The following is a 21,129-nucleotide window of genomic DNA, read 5'->3' on the forward strand; positions in this document are numbered from 1 at the left end:
GTGGGGGTTTTTGTGTTTAATGGCAGTGAAAAAGATTACAGGTTATCCTATATCCTGCCTTATTCATGAGAGCGCTAGGTAAGCAGGGGTAAAATCTATAAAAATCAATGGCCTTATGGTGGCTTGGCTCTTGATTCGCTCTTCACCCATTGGGTGAATTGCTAAAAACCGGTGATTTTTATTAACCCCTTGATAATTAAAGGTTTCTACTGTGACTGGTTTTTTTCTGGTGAATTATGCGGGTATATTTGTGCTAAGCGTAAAATGCCTGCTGGCTTTCTCGGCTTTCTGGATTCACCTTGCCTGCTAATATCCCCATGACATCACAAGTACTACCCGGTCCAATCCTGGTTTTTGACTCAGGTGTTGGTGGGCTTTCGGTTGTGCAGGCTTTGCGAGAGCGGATGCCGGATCTACCGCTGGTTTATGCCTGTGACAATGCCGCTTTTCCTTATGGTTTAAAAAGTGATATCTGGTTAAAACAACGTGTTGCCAGTGTGATCCGTTGCCTGATCAGCGAAATTCAGCCGTGTTTACTGGTGGTGGCTTGTAATACCGCCAGCACTGTGGCTTTACCGGAATTACGTGAGTTGTGCAGCATTCCAGTGGTGGGTGTAGTACCTGCCATCAAACCGGCTGCGTTGATGACTCGCAGTGGTCATATTGCATTACTGGCAACCCAAGGCACCATCAGCCGCCCCTACACCCAACAGTTGATTGATGAGTTTGCCGCTGACTGTGAAGTATTAAAGGTGGGCAGCAATCAGCTGGTGCAACTGGCAGAAATTCATCTGGCTGGTGGCGAGGTGGCTGATGCCCAGTTGCTGGAAATCCTGCAACCGTTGCTGGCTGAACCACGACTGGATACTGTGGTATTGGGTTGTACCCATTTTCCGCTGCTGCAACCCCAACTGGTTCGGGTGGCCGAAGCAGCCGGTGCCCAGCACTGGCAATGGATTGACTCAGGTGCCGCCATTGCCCGCCGGGTGTTGCACCTGCTAAGCAACGCCGGTTACTCCAACCCCTGCTGTCCGGATAGTTTTGTGCGCAGTTGCTGGTTAACGGCCACACTGGATACAAACAGTCAGTTACCCGAGTCCCTGCTGCGTTTTGGTTTTGATCACCTGCAAGTATTAAATCATCCATCTATTTAAAGAGATTTCAGAATTTTATGTCTTCCACCCTGCCTCAGGTGAATCCTTCCCTTTACCCCCAGCTACTGGCCAGCAAAGCTGAGCAGCTGCGTTTGCAGTTTGCTGAGTTTAATCCACCCGAGCTGGAGGTGTTTGCCTCTCCACCCAGCCATTACCGGCTGCGCACCGAGTTTCGCATCTGGCACGAAGACAACAATCTGTTTTATGTGATGTTTGAGGTAGGTGAAGATCCCAAAAAAGATCGCACCCTAGTCCGTATGGAGCAGTACCCGGTGGCAGGCACTGAAATCAATCGGCTGATGCCCCTGCTGCTGGATGCCATCCGTGATCAGCCGTTGCTGCGCCGCAAGCTGTTTCAGGTGGAGTTTCTTACCACCCTGTCCGATCAGATCCTGATCAGCCTGATTTATCACCGACCGCTGGATGATGAATGGGAAGTTGCCGCCCGCCAGCTGCAACAACAGCTGGGGGTGATGATTATTGGTCGGGCGCGTAAACAAAAGCGGGTGCTGACACAGGACTTTGTACTGGAAACCTTGCAGGTGAACGGCCAGCCACTGATTTACAAACAGGTGGAAGGCAGTTTTACCCAACCCAACCCCTGGATCTGCCAGAGTATGCTGGAGTGGGCGCAGGATGTATCTCGCCCGCAGCAAAACACACCACCTCGTGATCTGGTCGAGCTTTACTGCGGTAACGGCAATTTCACCCTGGCACTGGCTGGTAATTTCCGCCGCCTGCTGGGCACTGAAATCAGCCGCACCTCGGTGGCTGCTGCACAATACAACATCAGCGCCAACAACATCACCAATGTCAGAATTGAACGTATGGCAGCAGAAGATTTTGCTATTGCGCTGGATAATCCCGAATCAGAACAAGCCAGCAAATTTAATCTGCAGGATTATGACTTTTCTACGGTGCTGGTTGATCCACCCCGCGCAGGGCTGGATGATGCCACCCTGCAACAGGTACAGCGTTTTGAGCGGATTATTTATATCTCCTGCAACCCGGATACCCTGGCTGCCAACCTGCAAACACTTACAAAGACACACCGGATTGAACGTCTGGCTTTTTTTGACCAGTTCCCCTACACCCACCATACCGAGTGCGGGGTTTATGTGGTCAGGCAGGCTTAACACATCAGGGATTCAGCGGCGGCAGTGGGTTTTGTGGCGGTTTTTTGAATGTGTTGTGCAGTTGTCTGATCAACCAGGCACGCCAGAACCAGAGCGCTGCTGATAGCAATACACCACCAACCAGCAGCAGTAACCACCAGAACCAGCGGCTCTGTTGCTGGCTGGTTTGATTAACTGCCTCCACTGGATCAACACTGAACAAAGCTGGGTTGCTGGCAGGACTCACCGGCAACACATCCAGGCTGGGCAGTGTGGCTCGGCTGGTTTTTGCTTGATGCTCACGCACATCCCACCAGGGCAGTACCAGTTCCGGTAAGGTGCTTTTTCCTGCCTGCAAAGGATAAAGCAGCAAACGCTGTTTAAGGCTGCCCACCAGAAACCCATCCACCCGTCGATCCTGCAGCTCCTCTGTTAATCGCTCAATACGCCATCCGGGGTGCTGTAATGACATAAACTGTGGCAAGTTACGCGCTTGTTGCCCCACAACATCCAGTTGTAACAACAATTCCAGTGGCTGGCCTTGATACACCCGTCGAGGCAACTCAACTATCTCTGCCTTGAGTTGTACACCCAAAGCTGGCAACCAGGCATCCGTTGCTGGCCACTCGGTTGGTATCGGACGCACGTTCAGCTTCACTGCTGCCACCTCAGCTTCATGCCGCTGACTGTCGGACTGACCCGGCAGATTAAGGCGGGTACTGAAATAACGCGGAAGAATCTCGGCATCAGTGTCATGCAGTTGAATCAAATGATGCCAACGCGCCTCTTGCCAACTGACACCTCGCTGATTGAACCCCTGCTCCCGTCCATCACCCCATTCACGGGCATTACCCCCTTTAACGTCCAGTTGGCTCAGACGGGGTTCTATCGGATAACCCTGATAACGGATCAGTAATTCATAAATCAGTGTCTGCCCGACATAGGCTTCACTAAAATCCACCCGCTGACGCACTTCCAGTGGCCGACTGGCTGGGGGTACAACAGAGCTGACTCGCGGACGGGCAGCTTCCAGCAAGACTTCAAAAGCCTGGGAAGGGCGACTATCCACTCGCAACGGAGGCAACAACAACCTGCGTGTAATACTGTCGGCTTGTTGATGCTGTAACAACAGCAACCAACGGTGTTGAAAATCTCCACGCGCAGTCTGTTGTACTTGATGAGTTTGCTCCACCACAGACCAGTGTGCCTGCCAGGATACGGGAATTTCCAGTTGGGGCTCAATGACACGACTGCTGCGGCTTTCCACCAGCAGCTCCAGTTGTTCACCTGCGGTAATACGAGGCTGGCTTAGTGTTAGCAATACCGCCTGCAACTGACTGATCGGCAGTAACAGTAACAACAGCAGCAATACCCGAATTTTCATGGCTGCCGTTCTCTTAACTCAGCCTGGAACTTCAGGCGCAACAAACGCCAGGGGTCTTCCTGCAACTGCTCCAGTTGCTGTTGTTGTGCAGCATCCAATGGATCACAGCCTGCACAGGGGTTGGGCCTGTCAGCTCGCCATTCATTGGATTCATCTGCTGTTGTTGAGGCATCAGCAGATGACTGATCAGCACCGGAACAGGTTGCTTGTATCTGCTGCTCATCCGGCAAGGGTTCTCCGCGCTCAATCGCCAGCGTTAATTGCAGATTTTTACAGGCATCCAACCAATCAGGTTGCAGGGCACTGGCCTGCTCCAGATAATTCTTAGCTTTGTTAATATTCCCGGCAAATAGCCAGGCGGTTCCGCTGTTAAAAAAAACACCAGCCTGTTTTTTTGGATCATCCGGCAAAGGCAACTGCAGAGTGAGTTCAAAAGCCTCTGCTGCTGCGGGGTATTGTTCTAGTTGAAACAAGGCATGGGCAATCAGATCCGGACGTTGAGCCTGCTGCAGGGCAAGTTTTGCATCACCTCGCTGCAAGGCTCGCCACGCCTGCCGATCCAGATTCTGCCAGCCAGCAGCCTGTAATGGATCACTCAACAACCAACCAACACCCACCAACAAGAAAAACACCTGCAATTGTCTGATGTGCCGCCAGAGCAGCAATAAAACGCCGGGCAATAACAGCCAATGCCCCAGCTCCTGAAATAACAATTGATCTGCTTCTTTTAACATCCAGCCCGAATCACTTGTATTCAATTGAGGCAACCAGCGGGCAGCTTCTTCAGGATGCAAAAGGTGCAGCCGGGTATCCTGCAGTTTGTCTCTAAGCTCAATAATGCGTTGCATTGGGGTATCCAGCAGTACCCAATGCAGTTCTGCTTTAGCTGGTAACAGGCGCAGTAGTCGCTGCAATCCGGCTTCGTCCGGTACCTGATTGGTTAACCACAACCAGTGTAATTGCCCAGCCATGTCACCTTCAGCAAGACGACCGGTGCTGGCCGCCAGACGAAAAGCGTCTTCTGCTGCCTGCCCTGCTAAGGGCATCACTGAAGGATGGGTCAGGCTGAACAACTGTCGCAGAGTGGTGTGATCATCCGTCATCGGGCTGGCTAAGTGAGCACTGCCTGCATAATAAATCAGGGCAGTCTGCCCGGAAGTTCGTCCATTCAACAGCGGAATCACCAGACGCTGACTGGTTTCGAGTTGCTGAAAAGAGGCCGACTGGCCGCGCTCTGGAGGGGATAACTGCTGAATAATCACCAGTTCCTGCAGAGCAACCGGTAGCTGATCAATCTTAAGGGTGTAACCCACACCGGCCAATGCCAGGCTGAACAGCAGTGTTAACAAAACGGCCAGTTGTTGTAATGACAAACGATGGCGGCTTGTGGCACTTGTTTTGGAGGCAGGGCTGATCAGCCTTTGTGCCAGCCCTTCCGGCAGTAGCTGATACCAGTCCTGCTGTTTTGAGGGTTTTAACAACAACTGCCGGATCAGCCAGTAAATTAATGGCGCCAACAACAGCAAATAAGGGCGAGCCAGCCAGGTTGTCAGATCAATCATGCCGGTCTGCTCCTTTTTTACCATGCCTCTGCTGCCACGCCACCCCCATCAAGAGCAGCAGTGCTGCCAGTAACAACCAGTGCATCAAGGGTGTGGCAGGTGTAAAACGCTCCATACGGGTAACAGGTTCCAGTCGATTGATCTGGGCATACACCTGTTCCAATTCACGACGTGAAAAAGCACTGAACACCTCACCACCGGTTTGCCGAATGGCACGGCTTATCTCGGGATCAGGATTAAGATCCACCACCACCAGATGAGTCCGTATACCGGAGTTTTTTGCCATGGCAAGGGATTCAGCCGGGGTCAGTTGTCCGGCATTATTGGCACCATCGGTCAGCAGCAGAATGGCACTTTCACCCTCGGACTGGCGCAGACTGCGAATTGCCAGTCCGAGCGCATCCCCGATGGCAGTGCCGGAACCGGCCATACCGGGTTGCATTCCCTGTAACTGGTGTAATAACAGTGCATGATCCAGTGTTTTAGGCACATAAAGATAAGACTGACCACCAAAGACCACCAGCCCCACCCGATCATCCGGACGTTCAGCCAGAAAAGAGCGCACCACCTGTTTGACCTGATCCAGTCGGGTGCGACCCTGCATCAGCTCATTCATGCTGCCGGAAATATCTACCACCAGCATCAGCTGACGGCTCTGATGAGGAAATTCAATTTCATCCTGCTGCCATTCCGGACGTGCCAGCGCCAGCATCAGTAATAACCAGAGCAGACTGCGCCAGCCCGGACGGTAACGGGAAACAAGAATTGGAGGAGAGGATTCAGAGTCGGGCAGCACCTGCAAAGGCAAACGCAGGGCTGCAACCCTTGATGTGGACTCACGCGATAACGTCAGCCGTTGTAACCACCAGCGCAACAGCCAGGGCAACCCGAGCAGCAATAGTGCCCAGGGCCAGGCGAGGATCAGGTTTGCCGATGTATCCACGCCCGAACCAGCAGTTTTAATTTGTCAGCATCAAAGTGCTGCGGCTCGGCCTTGTAAGCACCCCAGGCCAGTACCTTGCCACTGCCTTCACGAAAACCCGGATCGGTGCCACGCTTGCGACCCCGGCTCCAGTCGAGAAAATCCAGCCAGTCTTCTCCGGTCAGCACCGCTACCTTGTCGCGTTGAAAGTTACGAACTGCAATACGTCGCAGCAGTAGATTCACTTCATAAAGATAACGCGGGGCATCCCCACTTTCATAAAACCGGGCTTGAATGGCTTCCAGCTCACGATAGGCATAACGCCGCACGTGATTGCTGCGATACCAGCGCAAGATGAATACCAGTAGTAGCAGGGCAATCAGTCCGGCCAGCACAGCCCACACCCAAGGCTCCGGAGGCCAGACTGAGGGTGCATAGGGTTCAACCAGATGCGCAGCACGTTGTTTCAATTCTTCAAGATTCATAGATGGATTTTATCTTCTATCCCTGCGGGTAAGCATCGTATTCTACTGGTTTTAATAAAAGATTCCTGTTGTATCAGGGTAACAATTTCACTGCATTAACTCCTGCAACCAATTTTGGGCTGCTGTGGTACTCAACTGCCGATAACTGCCGCGATAACCCAAGGCTGATTGCAACTGGCGGCAGCGCTCGGTAAAAGCTACCGCCCAGCTATCACGCAAGGCCTGAGTCATGGGTATGACTTGCCCATCCAGCAACACCGACCCACCCTGACTCGGCAGTTGCTGATCCAGCGGATCAGTCAAATGCAACACCTGCAAAGGAAAATGAGTCGCCAGCCGCTGCAGTAAACGAGGCTGATTCCAGCCCACAAAATCACTGATCAACACCACCAGGCTGTCACGAGGTAAACGCCGGGCAAAGTCATCCAGCGCAGCATCCAGTTGACCTGCCGGACGGGGGTTTAACTCTCCCAGTGCTTGGGTGCAGGATGCCAACCGTGCTAAAAAAGGACTAAAAGCAGTTGTTGTGGAAAGGGGGGGGTGCCAGAAACTCTGTTCATCAGTTTCTATCCAGCCGCCAATCTGGTCTTTTTCATGCAGCGCAGACCAACCCAGTACACCGGCCAGTTTTGCCGCTAATACCGCTTTGCTGCCCGCCTGACCAAACTGCAGTTGCGAAGCCAGATCCACAAACAACATCACCGGGCGCTGGTGTTCTTCGTGAAAAACACGGGTATAGGGCTGGCCTCTGCGAGCCGTGACCTTCCAGTCCAGATAACGCGGATCATCACCCGGCTGATAACTGCGTACTTCGCGAAATTCCAGCCCTCGACCCACCTGGGGGCCGGTTCGTCCCACCGCTGCCGAGCGATTTTTCTGTAACAAACGCCCCAGTCGCAACTGCCGGGCAGCAGAACGCAAACCCTGCAACTCCTGCAAAGAAACACTCAACTGCACCGCTGCAATCACGCCACCGCCACCAGTGACAACAACCGTTGAATCACCGCATCTGCGCGGATACCTTCCGCATCCGCTTCATAACTGAGCAACAAGCGATGCCGCAGGATATCCGGTGCCAGCTGTTGTATGTCCTCCGGCAGCACTTCCTGCCGTCCTTTTAACCAGGCCAGCGCCCGCGAGCAGCGATCCAGCGCCAGCGAAGCACGCGGGCTGGCACCCAGCCGGATATAACGCCCCAACTGAGCATCATAACGTCCGGCATGGCGAGTGGCCTGTACCAGATCCACAATATATCGCTCCAGTGGTTCTGCCAGATACACCTGTTGTGCAGCAATCCGTGCTTCCAGAATACTGCTGCGGGGCAGGTTCATCCCTTCGGGTTGTGATGTGCCGGGTTGTTCATTACGCACCAGCCGTAAAATTGCCAGTTCTTCTTCCGCTGCCGGATAACTGACCCAGACGTGCATCAGAAAACGATCCAGCTGAGCTTCCGGCAAAGGATAGGTGCCCTCCTGTTCCAATGGGTTCTGGGTTGCCATCACCATAAACACATCTGGCAGGGGGCGGGTTTTGCCACCCACACTGACCTGACGCTCACCCATTGCCTCCAGCAAAGCCGATTGCACCTTGGCCGGTGCACGGTTGATTTCATCCGCCAATACAAAATGGCTGAACACCGGGCCGGGGCGGAAACTGAACTCCCCGGTCTGAGGGTGAAAAATCTCAGTACCGGTCAAATCAGCCGGTAACAGATCTGGGGTGAACTGAATCCGCTGAAAAGAAACATCCAACTGGCTGGCCAGCGACTGAACCGCACGGGTTTTTGCCAGACCGGGAGCACCTTCCACCAGCAGGTGCCCATCAGCCAGCAGTGCCACCAGCAGACGTTCAATCAGCTGCTGCTGACCAATAACCCGCCGACCCAGCTGTTGGTGAAGTTGTATAAAACGGGCATGGACACTCATCAGCTCTGGTCTATCCTCAGTAATAGTTAATCCGTATTGTAATAACAGCATCCCACATGCGGTGCTAGCATGGACACTTGATTCTAAAGAAAATCAGGAGTCTGATTGTAACAGCTGGTACATTGGCATAAAAAAACAGGACTCAGGAGCCACCATGCAAAAAATGCAAACTGCTTTACTGGAATTGATCGGAACACTGAAAACCCCACTTGCCAAACACCTGCCGGAAGCCACCTGTGAACAGGTTCTGAATTTTGCCCGCCAATTATATGAAAATACTGCGGTGGATGAACTGGCGCTCTGGCCGGAAGAAACCTTTTATGGCACCACCGTTTCCCTGTGGAACTTCCTGCAGGAGTACAAAAAAAACAGCCCGGTTTTACAGGTTTTTAATCCTGATTTTGAAAAAGATGGCTGGCAGTCATCTCACACCTTAATTCAGGTACTGAACATCGACATGCCGTTTTTGGTTGATTCGCTGCGCATGGAATTAAACCGTCGCAACCTGACCGTACACACCATTCATAATGCCATTCTCGGCACTCGGCGCAACAGTAAAGGTTTATTGCAACAGCTGACTCATCCAGCCGAAGAAGGCAGCCGAGCAGAATCCCTGATTCTGATCGAAGTGGATCGCATCAGTGATGAAAAAGAATTACATCAGCTGCATGATCAACTGCTGGAAGTGCTGGCCGAAGTACGCATGACAGTGGATGATTTTCCGGCCATGCTGGACAAGGCGCTGGCAGCCAGTCAACACCTGGCCAGCAAAACCCTGCAAAAGAAGCTAGCAGCAAAACAGCAGCCGGAAGCCTTGCAAGAGGCAGCGCTGTTTTTTGAGTGGTTGGCCGACAAACACTTTACCTTTCTGGGTTATGACGAATACCTGCTGGAAGAAAGAGATGGCAGCAAACAACTGTGCAAGATCAAGGGTTCCGAGCTGGGTTTGCTGAAGCTGACTGAAAACCCCGTCTCGGTTTGTGTTTCTGAACAGAATACCGCCAGCCATGCTTTCACCCTGATTCCCGAACTGCTGAGTTTTGCCAAGGCACCGGCACCGGCACGGGTTCATCGCCCGGCACACCCGGACTACATCAGCATCAAAACCTTTGATGATGAAGGGCGTGTTATTGGTGAACAGCGTTTCCTCGGCTTATACACCTCTGCCGTGTACAGCCAGAGCCCCAGAGAAATCCCGGTATTGCGCCAGAAGATTCAGGCGGTGATGGATCGGGTAGACATGCCTGCAATCACCCACAATGGCCGCCAGCTGTCACAAATTCTGGATGTTTACCCCCGTGATGATCTATTCCAGATCGATCTGGATGAGCTGACCACCACTGCAATGGGCATTTTTAACCTGCGTGAACGCCGCAAGGTGCGTGCTTTTATTCGTAAAGACAGTTACGGCAAACTTTATTCGGTGCTGGTGTATGTACCCCGTGACATCTACAGCACGGAACTGCGCCAGAAAACCCAGAAAGTCCTGTGCGAAGCGCTGGATGCTGAGTTTATTGAATTCACCACCTACTTCTCCGAATCCGTGCTCTGCCGCACCCAGTTCATCCTGCGTTTCCGCTCCGATGAGCCGGTGGATTACGATCTGCGGGAGATTGAACAACGCATTATCCAGGTCACTCGTTCATGGAACGACAGCCTCTATGCTGCACTGAGTGAAAGCCAGGGAGAAGAAAAAGCCAACCAGCTGATCCGCCTGTACCGGGATGGTTTTTCTGCCGCCTATTGTGAAGACTTTACACCTCGCCACGCGGTTAATGACATCAATCACTTTGAGATGTTAAAAGACGGCAAGGTGATTGCCCTCAGCCTATATCGCACCGTGGAAGAAGCCGACCAGCTGCGTTTTAAACTGTTTCAGAAAGGGCATCCACTGTTGCTTTCTGATGTACTGCCAGTGCTGGAAAACCTCGGCCTGAAAGTCTTGGGCGAACGCCCTTACGAAATCCTGCGTGACCATGAAACCTGCTGGATGCACGATTTCTCGATGGCTATTGCCTTAAAAAATACCGAGCGACTGGATCTGCCGCAGATTAAGGAAATTTTCCAGGAAGCTTTTCTGAAAACCTGGCTGGGACAGGCAGAAAGTGATGCATTCAATCGTCTGACACTGGCAGCCGGGCTTAACTGGCGCAAGGTGGCCATGCTGCGCGGTTATGCCCGCTACATGAAACAAATCGGCTCCACCTTCTCACAGGACTACATCGCCACCACCCTGGTTAATCACCCAGACATTGCCCGCAAACTGGCGCAACTCTTTGATCTGCGTTTTAACCCGGATACCGCCCGTTCTGATGCGGCCTGCAACCAGTGCATCAGTCAGATTGAACAGGCCATGGAAAAGGTTTCCAGCCTGACTGAAGACCGTATCCTGCGCCGTTATCTGGAACTGATTCAGGCCACCCTGCGTACCAACTATTACCAGTTGGATGAATCCGGCAATCCAAAACCGGCGATCAGCTTCAAGCTCAACCCCGGTGCCATCAACGACATTCCACAGCCGCGTCCGCGCTTTGAGATTTTTGTCTACTCACCACGGATTGAAGGGGTACACCTGCGTTACGGCAAGGTGGCGCGTGGCGGCCTGCGCTGGTCGGATCGCCATGAAGACTTCCGCACCGAAGTACTGGGGCTGGTTAAAGCCCAGCAGGTGAAAAATGCCGTGATTGTACCCGTCGGTGCCAAGGGTGGTTTTATCTGCAAACAGATGCCGGATAACCCTGATCGGGAAACCTTCATGGCTGAGGGTATTGCCTGTTATCAGACCTTCATCCGTTCACTGCTGGATGTCACCGACAACCTGATTCAGGGTGAAGTGGTTCCACCGCCGCAGGTGGTGCGTCTGGATGAAGATGACACCTATCTGGTGGTGGCTGCTGACAAGGGCACCGCCACCTTCTCAGATATTGCCAACGCCATCTCGGCGGAATACAGCTTCTGGCTGGGTGATGCTTTTGCCTCTGGCGGCAGCGCCGGTTATGACCACAAAAAAATGGGCATCACTGCTCGTGGTGCCTGGGTCAGTGTGCAGCGTCACTTCCGTGAGCTGGGACTGGATGTACAAAAAGAAGAGTTCACGGTACTGGGCATAGGTGACATGAGTGGTGATGTGTTTGGCAACGGCCTGTTGTTGTCTGAACACATCCTGCTGACCGCTGCCTTTAACCACAAACACATCTTTATTGATCCGAACCCCGATGCTGAAAAAAGCTTTAAAGAGCGTCAGCGCTTGTTTGCGCTGCCGCGTTCCGGCTGGGATGACTACAAAGCTGAATTGATTTCAGAAGGCGGTGGTATTTTCTCCCGCGAAGCCAAAAGCATCATCCTCACCCCGCAGATGAAAGAGCGTTTTGCCATCACTGCAGATCGCCTGACACCCGCTGAATTAATTTCTGCCCTGTTGCAGGCACCGCTGGATCTGATCTGGAACGGCGGTATCGGCACCTATGTTAAAGGACGGGATGAAACCCATGCCGATGCCGGAGACAAGGCCAACGATGTGTTACGCATTGATGGTCATCAACTGCGCTGCCGTGTGATTGGTGAAGGTGGCAACCTGGGTTTCACTCAAAAGGGTCGGATGGAAGCGGCACGTGCTGGTGTACGTGTTAATACTGACTTCATCGACAATGCCGGTGGGGTGAACTGCTCCGATCACGAGGTCAACATCAAAATCCTGCTGCAACAGGTGATGCAGGCCGGTGACCTGACCCTGAAACAGCGGGATGAACTGCTGGAGCAGATGACCGATGAAGTGGCGGAACTGGTGCTGCGGGATAACTACTCCCAGGCACAAGCACTGGCGATTGCCCAGCTCGACAGTTATCACGGCCTTGGACACTACCGCCGCCTGATATCCACACTGGAAGAAGAAGGCAAACTCAACCGGGCATTGGAATACCTGCCGGATGATGCCAGTCTGCAAGAGCGTGAAGCAGAACAAACCGGACTGACCCGTCCGGAACTTTCCGTGCTGATTGCTTATGCCAAGGCCGACATCAAAAACGAAGTGCTGGCCTCTGAAGTACCGGAAGATCTCTGGCTGAGCCAAGCCATCAAACGCGCCTTCCCAGAAGCCATCCTGCAGCGTTATGCCGAACCCTTGCAACAACACCGGCTGAAACGTGAACTCATCACCACCATGCTGGTGAATGAGCTGGTGGATCACATGGGTATCACCTTTGTGCACCGCCTGCGTGATACCGCCGGGCTCAGCGTGCCGGATATCGTGCGGGGTTATGCCGTTAGCCGTGATGTTTTTGATCTGGTCAGCATCTGGAATGCCATTGAAGGACTGGATAATCGTGTGGATGCCAGCCTGCAGTTGCAGCTGATGCACGATTTGATCCGTATGATGCGCCGTGCCACCCGCTGGTTTATCCGTAACCGCTTTACCGGACTCACCGCCCGTGAAGCCGTGGATCACTTTGCACCCAGAGTACAGCTGATTGCTGAACAGATTGCCCAACGGCTGAGTGGTGATGAACGCCAGCAGTGGGATATCCGCCGTGATCAGCTGATTTCCGGTGGTGTACCGGAAGAGTTGGCCGAACGTCTGGCTGGTATTGGGCACCTCTATTCAGCACTGAACATTATTCAGGCAGAAAGAGACACCCAGCAGAATCTGGCACAGGTGACGGAAGCCTACTTCCTGCTCGGTCAGAACCTGCAGCTGCCCTGGTTAAAACAGCAGATTACCGAATTGACGGTACACGACAGCTGGGAAGCCATGGCGCGTGAAGCCTATCGGGATGAACTGGATGATCGTCACCGGATACTGACCGTCAGCCTGCTGACACTGGAAGATGGTGCAGCGGACTTACAGATTAGAATGGAGCAATGGCAAAGCCATTTTAGCAGCCAGACTGAACGCTGGAATGAACTGCTGCATCAGGTACGGGGTGGCAGCAATGTAGGCTATCCACTATTTGCAGTGGCCATGCGGCAGTTGGCAGTTCTTTCAATGCGTGAATCGGAGTAAACTCCGAATCTTTAGCCAGACCAGTCCATCATGCCGAGTGTTTACGTTCGTATAAAAATGTCTGCAGCTGAGTGCCAGGAGTTTTACACCAGCGCTGCGCCCAATGTGAAAACCCAGACAGTGGATGGGCGCAGCATCATTTTTCCGCGACGCATCATTCGGCAGATGGTTGGTTACAACGGCATCGACGGCCTGTTCCGCCTCAACTACTCCGACACAGGGCAGTACCTCTCCATCGAACGGGTATCCAGTTGATGGGTGCCCGGACAAATACAAAGAGAGCTCACCGTGAACACCTTTCTGATTGCTGATGACCACCCCTTGTTTCGGGATGCCATCATGCAGGTTATTGCCGGACATTTTCCGGATTCACGACTGCTGCAGACTCAGAGTCTGACTGAAACCCGTATGCTGCTGGAGCAGGAAGACGCGGTTGATCTGCTGTTGCTGGACCTGAACATGCCGGGTATGCAGGGATTACAGGGATTAACACAACTGCATACCACTTATCCAACCTTGCCGATTGTAATGGTCAGTGCCGAGGATGATCGCAAGGTGGTGTTGGGGGCCATGGCAGAAGGTGCCGTTGGTTTTATCTCCAAGGCATCATCACGCCAGCAGATTCTTGCTGCGATGGAGCAGTTGCTGCAGGGACAGATGTATCTGCCACCTCAGATCATGCGCCAACCACCTCAAGCGACCTGCAACACCGACAAACCAGCACTGCTATACCCTGATCGGCTGCGACAGCTGACAAAAAAACAGTTACTGGTTCTACAGCGTATGGCAAAGGGTGAGTCCAACAAACAGATTGCCTGGCATCTGAATCTGGCTGAAACCACCGTTAAAGGTCATGTTTCCGCCATTCTGGCCAAGCTGGGTATGCACAATCGGGTACAGGTGGCGCTGGCGGCTCGTGAAATTTTGCCGCCCGATGCCTGACTCCACACTGAACATCAGCAAACAATCAGTCGACAGAAGACTTCAGCAGATGCACCAGTGATTGACGCAAGCGCAGAGGTTTAACCGGTTTGTACAGCAGCAGGTAACCCAGCTGTTTGATCTCGGCTTTGAGCTGATGACTGTGATTGGCGGTGATCACCAGTACCGGCAGGGTAACACCCAGCCTTTGTTGTAACTCTTGCACCAGATCCACACCGGATACTCCGGCATTCAGGTGATAATCCACCACCAGCACGTCCGGTAAAGTTTTGCCCTGAGACAACAACAAATCCAACCCTTTGGCATCCTGAGCCGTCTCGGTAACACAACCCCAGCTGTGCAACAAACGCTCCATACCCTCACAGATGGACAAATCATTATCCAGTACCCAGATGCGCGCGGCATCCAATTGCCAGCGAGGTACAAACCCAGCCGCTGGGCGCACCTGTGGTGGCAGATCCGCCGGAGCCAGTGGAATCTCCACACTGAATACTGAACCGCGTTGCAGGCAGGATTTAACCTTAACCGGCAGGTTCAGCATTCGCGCCATACGATCCACAATCGCCAATCCTAGCCCAAGACCCTGATCACGGTGGTTAGCTGGGTTGAGTTCCAAACGCTGAAATTCCTGAAAAATGGCCTCCAGTTTATCCGCTGGAATGCCCGGACCAGTATCCAGCACCTGTACCACCACAGAGGTTTTCCGGCGACGACAACCCAGCAGCACTTTGCCACCCGGCAGGGTATAACGCATGGCATTGGCAAGAAAATTACGCAGAATACGCGCCAGTAGGTGTAAGTCCGTTTGCACAGGTAAAGAGCAAGAAACATAGGCAAACCTGATGTTTTCGCTGCGGGCCACCTGTTGATATTCTGCCGCCAGGTTATCCAGCAGATCCCTTAATAAAAAAACACTGATATCGGGCTGAATCACCCCTGCATCCAGTTTAGAAATATCCACCAGCGTGCTCAGCAGGGATTCCACATCGGCCAGTGAATGACTGACCGAGTTCACCAACTTTTGTAGTGCCTCATTCAGCGGTTGTTCTTCTAGTGCTCCGGTGAATAATCGTGCGGCATTCAGGGGTTGTAACAAATCATGGCTGACTGCTGCCAAAAATTTGGTTTTGGATAGATTGGCCTGCTCAGCATCCTGCTTGGCTTCCAGCAGGGAAGCCTCAGCCCGTGAGCGTTCACTGATCTCCTGTCGGAGCTGTTCATTCAACTGGGTCAGCTCTGCCGTGCGGGCTTTTACCTGTTCTGCCAAGGCGACTGCCTGTTCAAAAGCAGCATAGGGTGAGGTGGATAAACCACTACCCGCTTCCACCCTCTCGATCAATGCCCGGTTAATTTTGTTCAGACGGGCATTCTCTATTTGCAGAGTTTCCAGTTCCTGCTTCATCCTGCTCATTTAATCATCCCCGGTCTGGTTTATTTCACCCCGACCCAACACCACACCAGTAAACGTCTGATTAATATGCAGACCAGCATGATGCTCACCGTAGGTGTTAAATCCAATCACTCGATGACGCATTAGAAAAGCGGAAGCCAGCTCTTTTTCTCCCCGCTGCTCTGCCTCAAGACGGCGCAGAAAACAATCACAACCCAGAGTTATCAGGGGATGGCCTACCCGTGATTCTATATCGCTCAGGCAGGCTTCCAGATCCTGCAACATAGCCTGAGGTTGCATGCGGGTCAGCACACTACCCTTGCCAACAGCACAATAAAAATCAAGACTCAGATCCGGATTCACCCGCTGGATGGAGCGCACGTAATAATCCTGCCCCAACTTCACTGCCAGTGGATGCAGGGCAAAAATATCCGGGGTCAACTGTTCTGGTGTCAACCCGAGCAGGCGGGCATAAACCGCTGCTGCTGGTTCAGCATTTAACTCCTGCACTCGGCGTGTGTCAGCATCAGCCTCGGTCACCACCAGCTTGATATCCAAGGGTTGCATGTGATGCGTAGAAAACACCTCAAAAGGCAAAGCAGTTTCCACCAGTAGAACCACAGCCGCCTGATTATGAAAAGCACCGTCATAAAAAACATGAGTATTAGCCAGATGGATATCATCTCCGGCAGAACCACCAAAATGTGGAATGCCCCCCAGCGCTGTATCCAGTGCTGCCAGTACCAACTCTTCCTGACTGGATAAACCATCAAACAAGGTCAGGGCAAAGTGCCTCTGCTCGGTCTGCTGAACGGGGTGGGATTGCAACAAACGGTTGATCAACTGTTGAGCTTCGACCAGTGCAAAACCATCCAGCGGTTGAATCAGCGCTGCATTCAAATGAAAAAAATCCTGATAAAAACCCAGCGCCACAATCGAACCCGTAGCATAACCCTCAGGTGTAATTTCACCTGCCGTAGTACAACCTACCAGCAGGGTATCTGTGAAGTAGTGATCCAGAGCAGCGGCTAAATGAGGCAAGTCATAACTGGCAGAGCAGAAGAAAATAACACCACTAAGCTGGGTGAGCTCTAAACCCTGTACCAACTCAGCAGCAGCAAACCAAGGATCTCGCTGATGACTGGTGACTATAGAATAAGCAGTCATCACCCTTTGAGCTCCTCGGTAAAAGGCAAGATGCCTCTGGCGCCTTGCCTCGATTGTGTTATTACCAAGCGTCGCGGAAAATCTGTTCGATTTGCTCCTGCGTTGCCTGAATGGGGTTGGTTAAACCACAAGCATCTTTTAATGCATTCTCAGCCAGTAAAGGAATGTCTTTTTCCTGAGCACCGAGATCCTTTAAACCACGTGGAATCTTCACTTGGTCTTTTAACGCCTCGATAGCCTGAATAGCAGCAGCCGCACTGGCTTCTGTAGCACCCAGGGCAAGAGCAACATCAGCGAGTCGCTGCTCTGCAACCTGCGCATTAAACTTTTGCACAGCAGGCAAGAGCACAGCATTACAAACGCCATGCGGCAAATCATAAAAACCGCCCAACTGGTGCGCCATCGCATGTACATAACCCAAAGAGGCATTATTAAATGCCATGCCCGCGAGGAATTGAGCATAAGCCATTTGTTCGCGGGCTTCCATATCCTGACCTTGTTCGACCGCACGAGCTAGGTATTGAGCAATCAAGGTGATGGCTTTTAATGCACAAGCATCAGTGATTGGTGTAGCGGCAGTGGAAACATAGGCTTCTACTGCATGAGTCAAGGCATCCATACCGGTTGCCGCAGTTAAATGGCTTGGCATGCCGACCATGATATCAGGATCATTCACTGAAAGAATTGGTGTGACATGCTGATCAACTATGGCCATTTTAATATGACGCTCTTCATCTGTAATGATACAAAAGCGCGTCATTTCACTGGCCGTTCCAGCAGTGGTGTTGATCGAAATAAGGGGGAGTTGAGGCAGAGCAGACTGATTCACACCTTCATAATCATGAATACGGCCACCATTGGTTGCCACCAAGGCAATACCCTTAGCACAGTCATGAGGCGAGCCGCCGCCAAGAGAGATCACCAGATCACACCCGGCTTCTTTTAACAACACAAGTCCTGCTTCAACATTAACGCTGGTGGGGTTGGGTTTGACTTGATCATAAATGGTAATGTTGATCCCCAAAGCCGCAAATTTTTTCAGCAACTCCTGAGCAATTGGGGTGGCAATCAAAATCTGATCGGTCACCAAAAGCGCTTTTTTAAAACCACGTTTATGTACAAGCTCAACGGCTTGTGCAAGAGAGCCTCGCCCCATCAGATTCACGGCTGGAATATGAAATTCGGTTACACTCATCATCTTTCTCCTTCTCGATTGTAAGAACCCTGACCTGGATGGAGAGAGAAACCAGAATTTACTGATTTCTCTCAGGTGATGGTTTTTGATGCCTCTGGCAAGCCCGGATATCGGGAATGTACAGAGGCAGCTCAGTGATTAGAAGAAGCCCATCGGATTCACGTCATAACTGACCAGCAGGTTTTTAGTCTGCTGATAGTGATCCAACATCATCTTGTGGTTTTCACGTCCAACACCGGATTTTTTGTAACCCCCAAAAGCAGCATGAGCTGGATAATGGTGGTAACAGTTGGTCCAGACACGACCGGCTTCAATCCCACGCCCCATACGATAAGCACGGTTCATGTCACGGGTCCACAAACCAGCACCCAGACCAAACTCGGAGTCGTTGGCAATCGCCAGCGCTTCTGCTTCATCCTTAAAGGTAGTGACTGAAACCACCGGTCCAAAGATCTCTTCCTGGAACACCCGCATCTTGTTGTGGCCTTTCAGCAGTGTGGGCTGGATGTAATAACCCTTGCTGAATTCACTGTCCAGTTGCTCTTTGCCACCACCAATCAGGACTTCTGCACCTTCTTCACGACCGATATCCAGATAACCCAGAATCTTGTCGTACTGCTCCTGTGAGGCCTGAGCACCCACCATCACCTCGGTATCCAGCGGATTACCACGCTTGATCTGCTGGCTACGCTCTATCACCTTAGCAATAAAGGCATCATAAATATCCTCCTGAACCAACAGGCGCGAAGGACAGGTACAAACTTCACCCTGGTTAAAGAAGGCCAGCACTACCCCTTCAATACACTTGCTCAGGTAGCTGTCTTCAAAATCCATCACGTCCTTGAAGAAAATATTCGGTGATTTACCACCCAGCTCCACGGTGGATGGAATGATGTTTTCAGCCGCACATTTCATGATGTGGGAGCCAACAGGTGTGGAGCCGGTGAAAGCAATTTTAGCGATGCGTTTGCTGGTGGCCAAGGCCTGACCGGCTTCTGCCCCATAACCATTAACAACATTCAGCACACCCGGCGGCAACAGGTCTTCGATCAGTTCAATGAACTTAAGAATCGACCAAGGGGTTTGTTCTGCGGGTTTGAGGATAATGCAGTTGCCAGTAGCCAGTGCCGGAGCAATTTTCCAGGCCGCCATCAGCAGCGGGAAGTTCCAGGGAATAATCTGACCAACAACACCCAGCGGTTCATGAAAGTGATAAGCCACGGTATTGTTATCTATTTCGCCAATGGAGCCTTCCTGTGCACGAATGGCACCGGCAAAATAACGAAAGTGATCCACTGCCAGGGGCACGTCGGCATTCAGAGTCTCGCGTATTGCTTTGCCGTTATCCCAGGTTTCGGCCACCGCGATGGCTTCCAGATTCTGTTCCAGACGATCAGCAATTTTTAACAACAGGTTGGAACGCTGAGTGACTGACTGGGTACCCCAGGCCGCTTTGGCAGCATGAGCAGCATCCAGTGCCAGTTCAATATCTTCAGCAGTTGAGCGTGGAACTTCACAGAAAGCCGCACCGGTGACCGGCGAAATATTACTGAAGTACTGTCCCTTGACGGGTGCCACCCACTGGCCGCCAATGAAGTTTTCATAACGTGCCTTAACGCTGGTGGTGGAGCCTTGCTGGCCGGGTTGCGCATAAATCATAGTATATTCCTCGTTGTTTTTATTAAATGAGATGTCTTGATACCCAATTCATAGTGGCAACAGATTCAACACTTTGCCATTACACTTCAGCACTGAAAAAATCAGTACTTTGGTGGGTGTTTCGGCAGAACATAAAAAACTCTCAGGCGTTATAATGCGCTCAGGCACTCACTATTCTGCAGGGCACTCCATGTATTCACTGGCAAAAAAACTCCTTTTTACCCTTTCCGGCGAAGCCGCTCACCAACTGGCACTGGAGAGTCTGGACGCAGCAGCACATCTACGTCTGATCAAACCTTTTGTTGAACCCATGCTGCAGGCACCGGTGCAGGTGATGGGGCTAACCTTCCCTAATGCCGTGGGTCTGGCTGCTGGTCTTGATAAAAATGCCGATCACCTAAACAGCCTGGGTCAGCTGGGCTTTGGTTTTATTGAAGTCGGCACGGTGACACCTCGCCCGCAACCGGGTAACCCCAAACCCCGTCTGTTCCGCATTCCTGAGCAGGAAGCCATCATCAACCGAATGGGTTTTAATAATAAAGGGCTGAATCACCTGCTGGCTCAGGTTCAGAAACGTCGCTATTCCGGCCTGCTGGGCATCAATCTGGGTAAAAATCTCACCACCCCGGTGGATCGTGCAGTGGATGATTATCTGCTGGGGCTGGAGGGTGTTTACCCACAGGCAGACTATATCACGGTGAACATCTCATCGCCCAATACGCCTGGCTTGCGTAGCCTGCAATACGGTGAAGCATTAAAAGATTTACTCAAACCCTTAAAAGAAGCTCAGGCACGTCTGGCGGATTTTCATCAGCGTTATGTACCACTGGTGGTTAAGGTGGCACCGGATATGAATGATGAAGAACTGCACAGCCTTGCCGCCACCCTGCGTGAATTAAAACTGGACGGCGTGATTGCCACCAATACCACGCTGGATAAATCAGCTGTGGCCGGTTTAAAACACGGGGATGAACAGGGCGGTTTGTCCGGTCGCCCTCTGACAGAAGCATCCTGCCTGATTACCCGCAAGCTGACTGAAGCGCTGGAAGGTGAACTGCCCATTATCGGGGTGGGGGGGATTTTTTCTGCCGAAGACGCGGTTGAACGCATCAAGGCTGGTGCCAGCTTGATCCAGCTGTATACCGGTTTTATTTATCGGGGTCCGGGACTGATTTCTGAGTGTGCTGAAGCCATCGCTGCAATAAATGATTGAAGCCTCTTGCTTACATC

The 21,129-nt window shown here is 52.1% G+C and carries 16 protein-coding genes; 6 read left to right on the forward strand and 10 right to left on the reverse strand.

All coding sequences use genetic code 11. From position 1 onward, the window contains the following. Positions 1-299: 299 nt before the first annotated feature. A complete protein-coding gene (gene murI, locus IBX50_RS04260; protein ID WP_292253632.1) occupies positions 300-1,154 on the forward strand; it encodes a glutamate racemase in 855 nt (284 codons plus the stop codon). Positions 1,155-1,171: 17 nt separating this feature from the next. Beyond that, entirely contained in the window at positions 1,172-2,290 is a 1,119-nt protein-coding gene (trmA, locus tag IBX50_RS04265) for a tRNA (uridine(54)-C5)-methyltransferase TrmA (RefSeq protein WP_292253633.1), read from the forward strand. A 4-nt stretch (positions 2,291-2,294) separates the two neighbouring features. Here trmA and IBX50_RS04270 read toward each other — a convergent pair whose 3' ends face one another. The 6 genes from IBX50_RS04270 to IBX50_RS04295 form a co-directional block, all read right to left on the reverse strand. Next, entirely contained in the window at positions 2,295-3,653 is a 1,359-nt protein-coding gene (locus IBX50_RS04270; RefSeq protein WP_292253634.1) for a hypothetical protein, read from the reverse strand. Further along, on the reverse strand, positions 3,650-5,215 hold the full coding sequence (locus IBX50_RS04275) for a hypothetical protein (RefSeq protein WP_292253635.1): 1,566 nt from the start codon (positions 5,213-5,215) through the stop codon (positions 3,650-3,652). Before IBX50_RS04275 ends, IBX50_RS04270 begins: the two co-directional genes overlap by 4 nt. After that, entirely contained in the window at positions 5,208-6,158 is a 951-nt protein-coding gene (locus tag IBX50_RS04280; protein WP_292253636.1) for a VWA domain-containing protein, read from the reverse strand. The genes IBX50_RS04275 and IBX50_RS04280 overlap by 8 nt, the downstream gene beginning before the upstream one ends. After that, positions 6,137-6,622, reverse strand: a complete 486-nt coding sequence (locus IBX50_RS04285; RefSeq protein ID WP_292253638.1) for a DUF4381 domain-containing protein — start codon at positions 6,620-6,622, stop codon at positions 6,137-6,139. The genes IBX50_RS04280 and IBX50_RS04285 overlap by 22 nt, the downstream gene beginning before the upstream one ends. A gap of 87 nt (positions 6,623-6,709) precedes the next feature. Continuing rightward, positions 6,710-7,591 (reverse strand): DUF58 domain-containing protein, encoded by an 882-nt coding sequence (locus tag IBX50_RS04290; RefSeq protein WP_292253640.1) that lies wholly within the window; start codon positions 7,589-7,591, stop codon positions 6,710-6,712. Beyond that, positions 7,588-8,547, reverse strand: coding sequence for a MoxR family ATPase (locus IBX50_RS04295; RefSeq protein WP_292253642.1), 960 nt, complete (start codon positions 8,545-8,547; stop codon positions 7,588-7,590). The genes IBX50_RS04290 and IBX50_RS04295 overlap by 4 nt, the downstream gene beginning before the upstream one ends. Positions 8,548-8,701: 154 nt before the next feature. Here IBX50_RS04295 and IBX50_RS04300 point away from each other — a divergent pair, with 154 nt between their 5' ends. From IBX50_RS04300 to IBX50_RS04310, 3 genes are read left to right on the forward strand one after another with little or no spacing between them, the layout of a single operon-like run. Then, a complete protein-coding gene (locus IBX50_RS04300; RefSeq protein ID WP_292253643.1) occupies positions 8,702-13,546 on the forward strand; it encodes an NAD-glutamate dehydrogenase in 4,845 nt (1,614 codons plus the stop codon). Between the two features lie 30 nt (positions 13,547-13,576). After that, positions 13,577-13,801, forward strand: coding sequence for a DUF2835 family protein (locus IBX50_RS04305; RefSeq protein ID WP_292253644.1), 225 nt, complete (start codon positions 13,577-13,579; stop codon positions 13,799-13,801). Between the two features lie 33 nt (positions 13,802-13,834). Further along, positions 13,835-14,488, forward strand: a complete 654-nt coding sequence (locus IBX50_RS04310) for a response regulator transcription factor (RefSeq protein ID WP_292253645.1) — start codon at positions 13,835-13,837, stop codon at positions 14,486-14,488. A 25-nt stretch (positions 14,489-14,513) separates the two neighbouring features. Here the strand turns inward: IBX50_RS04310 and IBX50_RS04315 are convergent, their stop codons facing one another. The 4 genes from IBX50_RS04315 to IBX50_RS04330 form a co-directional block, all read right to left on the reverse strand. Beyond that, entirely contained in the window at positions 14,514-15,899 is a 1,386-nt protein-coding gene (locus IBX50_RS04315; protein ID WP_292253647.1) for a hybrid sensor histidine kinase/response regulator, read from the reverse strand. Next, the gene (nosP, locus tag IBX50_RS04320) at positions 15,900-17,045 is read right to left on the reverse strand and encodes a nitric oxide-sensing protein NosP (protein WP_292253649.1); all 1,146 of its coding nucleotides are present in this window, start codon (positions 17,043-17,045) and stop codon (positions 15,900-15,902) included. Between the two features lie 61 nt (positions 17,046-17,106). Further along, on the reverse strand, positions 17,107-18,240 hold the full coding sequence (yiaY, locus tag IBX50_RS04325) for an L-threonine dehydrogenase (RefSeq protein WP_366930689.1): 1,134 nt from the start codon (positions 18,238-18,240) through the stop codon (positions 17,107-17,109). Between the two features lie 138 nt (positions 18,241-18,378). Further along, positions 18,379-19,899: an aldehyde dehydrogenase family protein gene (locus tag IBX50_RS04330; RefSeq protein WP_292253652.1), complete on the reverse strand. Its 1,521-nt coding sequence runs from the start codon at positions 19,897-19,899 to the stop codon at positions 18,379-18,381. A 154-nt stretch (positions 19,900-20,053) separates the two neighbouring features. On the opposite strand from IBX50_RS04330, the gene IBX50_RS04335 reads away from it, so the two are divergent. Continuing rightward, positions 20,054-21,112, forward strand: coding sequence for a quinone-dependent dihydroorotate dehydrogenase (locus IBX50_RS04335; protein ID WP_292253653.1), 1,059 nt, complete (start codon positions 20,054-20,056; stop codon positions 21,110-21,112). Positions 21,113-21,129: the final 17 nt, after the last annotated feature.

Source organism: Marinospirillum sp. (genome assembly GCF_014859565.1).

Bases quoted from the DNA above. Each gene is read 5' to 3' on its own strand.
- trmA (WP_292253633.1), top strand. From the start codon at position 1,172: ATGTCTTCCACCCTGCCTCAGGTGAATCCTTCCCTTTACCCCCAGCTA.
- IBX50_RS04270 (WP_292253634.1), bottom strand. From the start codon at position 3,653: ATGAAAATTCGGGTATTGCTGCTGTTGTTACTGTTACTGCCGATCAGT.
- IBX50_RS04275 (WP_292253635.1), bottom strand. From the start codon at position 5,215: ATGATTGATCTGACAACCTGGCTGGCTCGCCCTTATTTGCTGTTGTTG.
- IBX50_RS04285 (WP_292253638.1), bottom strand. From the start codon at position 6,622: ATGAATCTTGAAGAATTGAAACAACGTGCTGCGCATCTGGTTGAACCC.
- IBX50_RS04295 (WP_292253642.1), bottom strand. From the start codon at position 8,547: ATGAGTGTCCATGCCCGTTTTATACAACTTCACCAACAGCTGGGTCGG.
- IBX50_RS04300 (WP_292253643.1), top strand. From the start codon at position 8,702: ATGCAAAAAATGCAAACTGCTTTACTGGAATTGATCGGAACACTGAAA.
- IBX50_RS04305 (WP_292253644.1), top strand. From the start codon at position 13,577: ATGCCGAGTGTTTACGTTCGTATAAAAATGTCTGCAGCTGAGTGCCAG.
- IBX50_RS04315 (WP_292253647.1), bottom strand. From the start codon at position 15,899: ATGAGCAGGATGAAGCAGGAACTGGAAACTCTGCAAATAGAGAATGCC.
- nosP (WP_292253649.1), bottom strand. From the start codon at position 17,045: ATGACTGCTTATTCTATAGTCACCAGTCATCAGCGAGATCCTTGGTTT.
- yiaY (WP_366930689.1), bottom strand. From the start codon at position 18,240: ATGAGTGTAACCGAATTTCATATTCCAGCCGTGAATCTGATGGGGCGA.
- IBX50_RS04330 (WP_292253652.1), bottom strand. From the start codon at position 19,899: ATGATTTATGCGCAACCCGGCCAGCAAGGCTCCACCACCAGCGTTAAG.
- IBX50_RS04335 (WP_292253653.1), top strand. From the start codon at position 20,054: ATGCGCTCAGGCACTCACTATTCTGCAGGGCACTCCATGTATTCACTG.